General features: G+C 71.6%; 5 protein-coding genes. 3 read left to right on the top strand and 2 right to left on the bottom strand.

The genetic code is table 11. The features are described from left to right. The first annotated feature begins 20 nt into the window (after positions 1 to 20). The 3 genes from GL263_RS19380 (at position 21) to glmS (ending at position 3,750) form a co-directional block, all read left to right on the top strand. On the top strand, positions 21 to 1,454 hold the full coding sequence (locus GL263_RS19380; RefSeq protein ID WP_182857005.1) for a GH1 family beta-glucosidase: 1,434 nt from the start codon (positions 21 to 23) through the stop codon (positions 1,452 to 1,454). Positions 1,455 to 1,579: 125 nt separating this feature from the next. Then, the gene (locus GL263_RS19385; RefSeq protein WP_182857006.1) at positions 1,580 to 1,858 is read left to right on the top strand and encodes a hypothetical protein; all 279 of its coding nucleotides are present in this window, start codon (positions 1,580 to 1,582) and stop codon (positions 1,856 to 1,858) included. Between the two features lie 65 nt (positions 1,859 to 1,923). Continuing rightward, complete coding sequence (gene glmS / locus GL263_RS19390; RefSeq protein WP_182857007.1) at positions 1,924 to 3,750, top strand: glutamine--fructose-6-phosphate transaminase (isomerizing); 1,827 nt, start codon at positions 1,924 to 1,926, stop codon at positions 3,748 to 3,750. A 266-nt stretch (positions 3,751 to 4,016) separates the two neighbouring features. Here glmS and GL263_RS19395 read toward each other — a convergent pair whose 3' ends face one another. After that, a complete protein-coding gene (locus tag GL263_RS19395; RefSeq protein WP_182857008.1) occupies positions 4,017 to 5,108 on the bottom strand; it encodes a class I SAM-dependent methyltransferase in 1,092 nt (363 codons plus the stop codon). 46 nt (positions 5,109 to 5,154) lie between these two features. Continuing rightward, positions 5,155 to 6,054 carry an acyl-CoA thioesterase gene (locus GL263_RS19400; RefSeq protein ID WP_182857009.1) on the bottom strand — a complete coding sequence of 300 codons (900 nt, stop codon included), beginning with the start codon at positions 6,052 to 6,054 and terminating at the stop codon, positions 5,155 to 5,157. Positions 6,055 to 6,118: the final 64 nt, after the last annotated feature.

A 6,118-nucleotide genomic window follows, 5' to 3' on the forward strand; every position in this document is an offset into this window, starting at 1 on the left:
ACCCCAGGGAGCACTCCGCCATGTCACAGACCCCCCAGCCCGATCTCCCCGCCGACTTCCTCCTGGGATCGGCCACCTCGGCCTACCAGATCGAGGGCGCGGTCGACGAGGACGGCCGCACCCCGTCCATCTGGGACACCTTCTGCCGCACCCCCGGCAGGATCAACAACGGGGACACCGGGGACGTCGCCGTCGACCACTACCACCGGTGGCCCGAGGACGTCGCGCTGATGGCCGACCTCGGACTCCAGGCGTACCGGTTCTCCGTCTCCTGGCCGCGGGTGCAGCCCACCGGGCGCGGGCCGGCTGTCCAGCGCGGCCTGGACTTCTACCGGGCGCTCGTCGACGCGCTGCTGGAGCGCGGCATCACCCCGTGGCTCACCCTCTACCACTGGGACCTCCCGCAGGAGCTGGAGGGCGACCCGGCCACCGGCGGCGCGGGCTGGCCCGAGCGCGCCACCGCCGAGCGCTTCGCCGAGTACGCCGTGCTGGTCGCCGAGGCGCTCGGCGACCGGGTCGAGCACTGGACGACCCTCAACGAACCGTGGTGCAGCGCCTTCCTCGGCTACGGCTCCGGCGTCCACGCCCCCGGCCGGACCGACCACGTCGCCGCCCTCCGCGCCGCCCACCACCTGAACCTGGCACACGGGCTCGCCACCCAGGCGCTGCGCGCGAACCTGCCGGGCCGCGCCAAGGTCGGCATCAGCCTCAACCCGGCCGCCGTGCGCGCCCTTTCCGACTCGCCGGCCGACCTCGACGCCAGGCGGCGGGTCGAGGCGCTGTCCAACGGGGTCTTCGAGGGCCCGCTGCTGCACGGCGCCTACCCCGAGGACCTGATCGCCGACACCGAGCACCTCACCGACTGGAGCTTCGTGAAGGACGGCGACCTGGCCGCCGTCCACCAGCCGCTGGACGCGCTCGGCGTCAACTACTACACCCCCACGCTGGTGTCCGCCGTGCCCGAGGGGGCGGCGGCCGAGCGTCGGGACGGCCACGGCCAGGGCGAACAGACACCGTGGCCGGGAGCCGAGAAGGTCGCCTTCCACCAGCCGCCGGGGCCGCTCACCGCGATGGGCTGGAGTGTGGACGCCACCGGGCTGCGGGACGTGCTGCGCCGGCTGGCGAAGGAGGCCGCCGGCGTGCCGCTGTACGTCACCGAGAACGGCATGGCCCGCGACGACCACCCGGCCGCCGACGGCAGCGTGCACGACCCCGAACGCGTCGCCTACCTGCGCGACCACCTCGCCGAGGTGGCCCGCGTGCGGGACGAGGGGGTGGACGTCCGCGGCTACTTCCTGTGGTCCCTGCTGGACAACTTCGAGTGGTCCTACGGCTACGACAAGCGGTTCGGTGCCGTCCACGTCGACTACGGGACGCAGCGCCGCACGCCGAAGACCTCCGCTCGCTGGTACGCCGAGCTGATCCGCACCCGCCGACTGCCGCCGGTGGACTGAGCCGGACGCGCTCGGGGCGCGTCGAGGCCGCCCGGATGATCACCGACGGCGGGGATCATCCGGGCTCCTGCCCGAATCCGGGCAGGGTATTTGCGAAACGCTCGCCCGACCCTCAGTATCAACGGGTGCTCGATCGCCGTACGCCGTCCCACGACGACCTCGTCGACCACCTCGTCCGCACCACCGCGCTCCAGCGCGGCGAGGCGGCCCGTGTGGTGCTCGACGTGCTGGCGTACTTCGACGAGACCGCCGCGGAGTTCGTGCGCAGAAGGCACCGGGAACTCCAGGCGCGCGGCCTGACCAATCCGGCGATCTTCGACCGGATCAGCGAGGAGCTGCCGCACCGCGCGGTGGCCCCGCCGGCGCTGTCGCTGCGCCAACTGCGGCGCATCGTCTACGGCTGAGCACCGGAGCGCCCCACCCGGCGAGATGCCGGCGGCGCGGCAGCACGAGGGAAAGAGAGAGCGGTATGTGCGGAATCGTCGGTTACATCGGCAAGCGGGACGTCGCCCCGCTGCTGCTGGAAGGACTGCAGCGGCTGGAGTACCGGGGCTACGACTCCGCCGGTATCGCCATCCACGCGACCGGCCCCGGCCGCGCCGGCGGACTGCGCACGGCGAAGGCCAAGGGCCGCGTACGGGAGCTGGAGGCGCGCGTCCCCGCGCGCTTCAACGGCACCACCGGCATCGCCCACACCCGCTGGGCCACCCACGGCGCCCCCAGCGACGACAACGCCCACCCGCACCAGGACGTCGACGGCCGTGTCGCCGTCGTGCACAACGGCATCATCGACAACGCCTCCGAGCTGCGTGCCCGCCTCACCGCCGAGGGCGTCGTCTTCACCTCCGAGACCGACACCGAGGTCCTCGCCCACCTGATCGGCCGCTCCACCGCCGACAGCCTGGAGGAGCGGGTCCGCGAGGCCCTGCGTTTGGTCGAGGGCACCTACGGCATCGCCGTGCTGCACGCCGACTTCACCGACCGCATCGTCGTCGCCCGCAACGGCTCGCCCGTCGTCCTGGGCATCGGCGAGCACGAGATGTTCGTCGCCTCCGACGTCGCCGCGCTCGTCTCGCACACCCGCCAGGTCATCACCCTGGACGACGGTGAGATGGCCACCCTCAAGGCCGACGACTACCGCACCTACACCACCGAGGGCAGCCGCACCACGGCCTCGCCGACCACCGTGGAGTGGGAGGCCGAGTCCTACGACATGGCCGGCCACGACACGTACATGCACAAGGAGATCACCGAGCAGGCCGACGCCGTCGACCGCGTGCTGCGCGGCCGTATCGACGACCGCTTCGCCACCGTGCACCTCGGCGGCCTCAACCTCGACGCCCGCGAGGCCCGCTCGGTGCGCCGGGTGAAGATCCTCGGCTGCGGCTCCGCCTACCATGCCGGGCTGATCGGCGCCCAGCTCGTCGAGGAGCTGGCGCGCATCCCCGCCGACGCCGAGCCGGCCAGCGAGTTCCGCTACCGCAACGCCGTCGTGGACCCCGACACGCTCTACATCGCGGTCAGCCAGTCCGGCGAGACCTACGACACGCTCGCCGCCGTCCAGGAACTCAAGCGCAAGGGCGCCCGGGTGCTCGGCGTCGTCAACGTCGTCGGCAGCGCCATCGCGCGGGAGACCGACGGCGGCGTCTACGTGCACGCCGGGCCGGAGATCTGCGTCGTCTCCACCAAGTGCTTCACCAACACCGCCGTCGCCTTCGCGCTGCTCGCCCTGCACCTGGGCCGCATCCGGGACCTCTCCGTCGCCGACGGCAAGCGGATCATCAACGGACTGCGCCGTCTGCCGGAGCAGATCGGCGAGATCATGAAGCTCGAACCGGAGATCCGCAAGATCGCCGCCGAGTACGCCGAGGCGAAGTCGATGATGTTCGTCGGACGGGTGCGCGGCTATCCCGTCGCGCTGGAGGCCTCCCTGAAGCTCAAGGAGATCTCCTACATCCACGCCGAGGCCTACCCGGCCTCCGAGCTCAAGCACGGGCCGCTCGCACTGATCGAGCCGGCCGTGCCGACCGTGGCGGTCCTCCCCGACGACGAACTGCTCGACAAGAACCGCGCCACGCTGGAGGAGATCAAGGCGCGCAGCGGCCGCATCCTGGCCGTCGCCCACGGCGAGCAGGAGCAGGCGGACCACACGATCGTCGTGCCGCGCAACGAGGTCGAGCTGGACCCGATCCTGATGGGCATCCCGCTCCAACTGCTCGCCTACCACACGGCGCTGGCGCTCGGCCGCGACATCGACAAGCCGCGCAACCTGGCGAAGTCCGTCACCGTGGAGTGAGTCCGGCGTGAAGTCGGGGTGAGCCGGCCGTGGGACGGCGGGCGGGCGACCCCGGAACGCGTGCCACCAACGCGTTCCGGGGCCGCCTCCCCTTTGCCGGCGTCGCCCATTACGCCGGCGCAGAGCCGCCGGAAGCAGACCGTCACCTCCGCCTCCGGCAGCGCGTGTCCCACCTATATGCCCCTCACAAGCGCACAACCCACCCCCTACGGGCGAGTAGGTTCAATCGTCACGCATCGCCGCCGTCCGGGCACTCGTCGCTGTCGTCAGCGGCGGCAGACGTAGACCATGTCCATCGGGTCGTCCGGGACGTCGTGCGTCGTCACGTCGGTGAAGCCGGCGTCGGCCAGCATGCTCCGGGCCAGCTCCTCACCCCAGGCCGTGCCGAGACCTGCGCCGCCGTGGGCCAGCGACACGGTCATGCAGTGCATGACGCTCACGCCGTAGATCATCGGGGCGAGCGGGTTGCCGATGTTCTTCTCCAGCCTGCTGGAGGACTTGGTGTCCATCATCACGAACAGCCCGTCCGGCCGGAGCGCCGCGCTCACCGCGGCCAGCACGCCCGCCGGATCCACCTGGTCGTGGATGGAGTCGAACGCGAACACCACGTCGAAGCCGGGCTCGGCCGGCAGCCGCACGACGTCCAGGACCTCGAACCGCGCGTGCGCGAGCCCCGACGCGGCGGCCTCGGAACGCCCCGACTCGACGGCCTCCTCGCTGATGTCGTAGCCGACGAACGTCGACGCCGGATACGCGGCCGCCATCACGTTGACCGCGTGCCCGGTGCCGCACCCCACGTCCGCCACCCGGCAGCCCGTGGCCAGTCGGTCGGTGAGGCCGTCCACCAGGGGCAGGATGCCGTCGATCAACTGGCCGTCGTAGAGCCCGCGGCTCATGGCGTCCATGACGCTGGTGAAGTCCGGACGGAACTCCTCGTAGGGGATGCCGCCCCCCTCGCGGAACACCCGTGTGGTGTCGTTCATGTGCGGGGCGAGCAGCGTGACGATCTCGCTCAGGGAGGCCATGTTCTGCGAGCCGCCACCGGTCAGACAGGCCGCGTGCTCGGCCGGCAGCGTGTACCGGCCGTCGTCCGGGTCGTACTCGACGATTCCGCCGGTCACCAGCGACCCCAGGCACTCACGGACGTAGCGTTCCTGCAGTCCGGCCCGGTCCGCGAGCTCCCCGCTGGTCCCCGGCCCCTGGGCCAGCGTCTCGAAGAGGCCGGTCCGGTAACCGATGTCGACCATCAGCGTCAGCACTCCGCCGGAGAAGGTGTCGATCAGCTTCCCGGCGAACTCCTCCATGCGGCGCTCGTCCAGGCCGGAGCTCTGCTGCTGTGGTTCAAGATGGGTGGTCATGGTTGTGCCCTCCTTCCAGAAGTGGACACATTCATGACGATATGACCTACCCGGTGGTTCGGCCGCGCGGAACCCTCACCACGCCCTCCTGGATCACCGAGACCGCCAGCCGGCCGTCCTCCGTGAAGATCCGGCCCTTGCCCAGGCCCCGGCCGCCCTGCGCGGTCGGCGACTCCTGGTCGTACAGCAGCCACTCGTCCGCCCGGAACGGCCGGTGGAACCACATCGCGTGGTCGAGGCTGGCGCCCACCACGTCGCCCACCGCCCAGCCGCCGCGGCCGTGCGCCAGCAGCACCGAGTCCAGCAGCGTCATGTCCGACACGTACGTCGCCAGGCAGATGTGCAGCATCGGCTGGTCCCGCTCGCCGTCGAGCCGACCGTTCGTCCGGAACCACACCTGGGAGCGCGGCTCGCTCGGACCGCTGACCGCCGCCGCGTACGGCGGCTCGTTCACGTACCGCAGGTCGACCGCCGCCCGCGCCTCGCTCATCCTGCGCGGCACCTCGGGATCACCGAAGAGACGGGCGTACTTGGGCAGCATCTCCTCGGCGTCCGGGAGCGTACGCGGGTCGGGGGCCGGCGGCATCGGCTCCTGGTGCTCCAGGCCCTCCTCGTACGTCTGGAACGACGCGGAGAGGTGGAAGATCGGCTGACCGTGCTGCACGGCCACCACCCGGCGGGTGGTGAAGGAGCGGCCGTCCCGGATGCGGTCGACCGTGTAGACGATCGGCGCGCCGGGGTCGCCCGCGCGCAGGAAGTACGCGTGCAGGGAGTGCGCCGGCCGGTCCTCCGGCACGGTACGGCCGGCGGCCACCAGCGCCTGCGCGGCCACCTGCCCGCCGAACACGCGGGGAACGAGCGAGGGGCGGCTGACGCCCCGGAAGATGTCCTGCTCGATGCGCTCGAGGTCGAGCAGGTCGAGCAGCGAGTCCAGTGCCTGGGTCATGTTCCTGTGGTTCCGGGCGCCGCCGCCCGGAACCACAGGAACATGACCCAGGCACTGGACTCGC

The organism is Streptomyces durbertensis, from assembly GCF_014156695.1.
GTDB lineage: Bacteria > Actinomycetota > Actinomycetes > Streptomycetales > Streptomycetaceae > Streptomyces > Streptomyces durbertensis.

Bases quoted from the DNA above. Each gene is read 5' to 3' on its own strand.
- GL263_RS19380 (WP_182857005.1), top strand. From the start codon at position 21: ATGTCACAGACCCCCCAGCCCGATCTCCCCGCCGACTTCCTCCTGGGA.
- glmS (WP_182857007.1), top strand. From the start codon at position 1,924: ATGTGCGGAATCGTCGGTTACATCGGCAAGCGGGACGTCGCCCCGCTG.
- GL263_RS19395 (WP_182857008.1), bottom strand. From the start codon at position 5,108: ATGACCACCCATCTTGAACCACAGCAGCAGAGCTCCGGCCTGGACGAG.
- GL263_RS19400 (WP_182857009.1), bottom strand. From the start codon at position 6,054: ATGACCCAGGCACTGGACTCGCTGCTCGACCTGCTCGACCTCGAGCGC.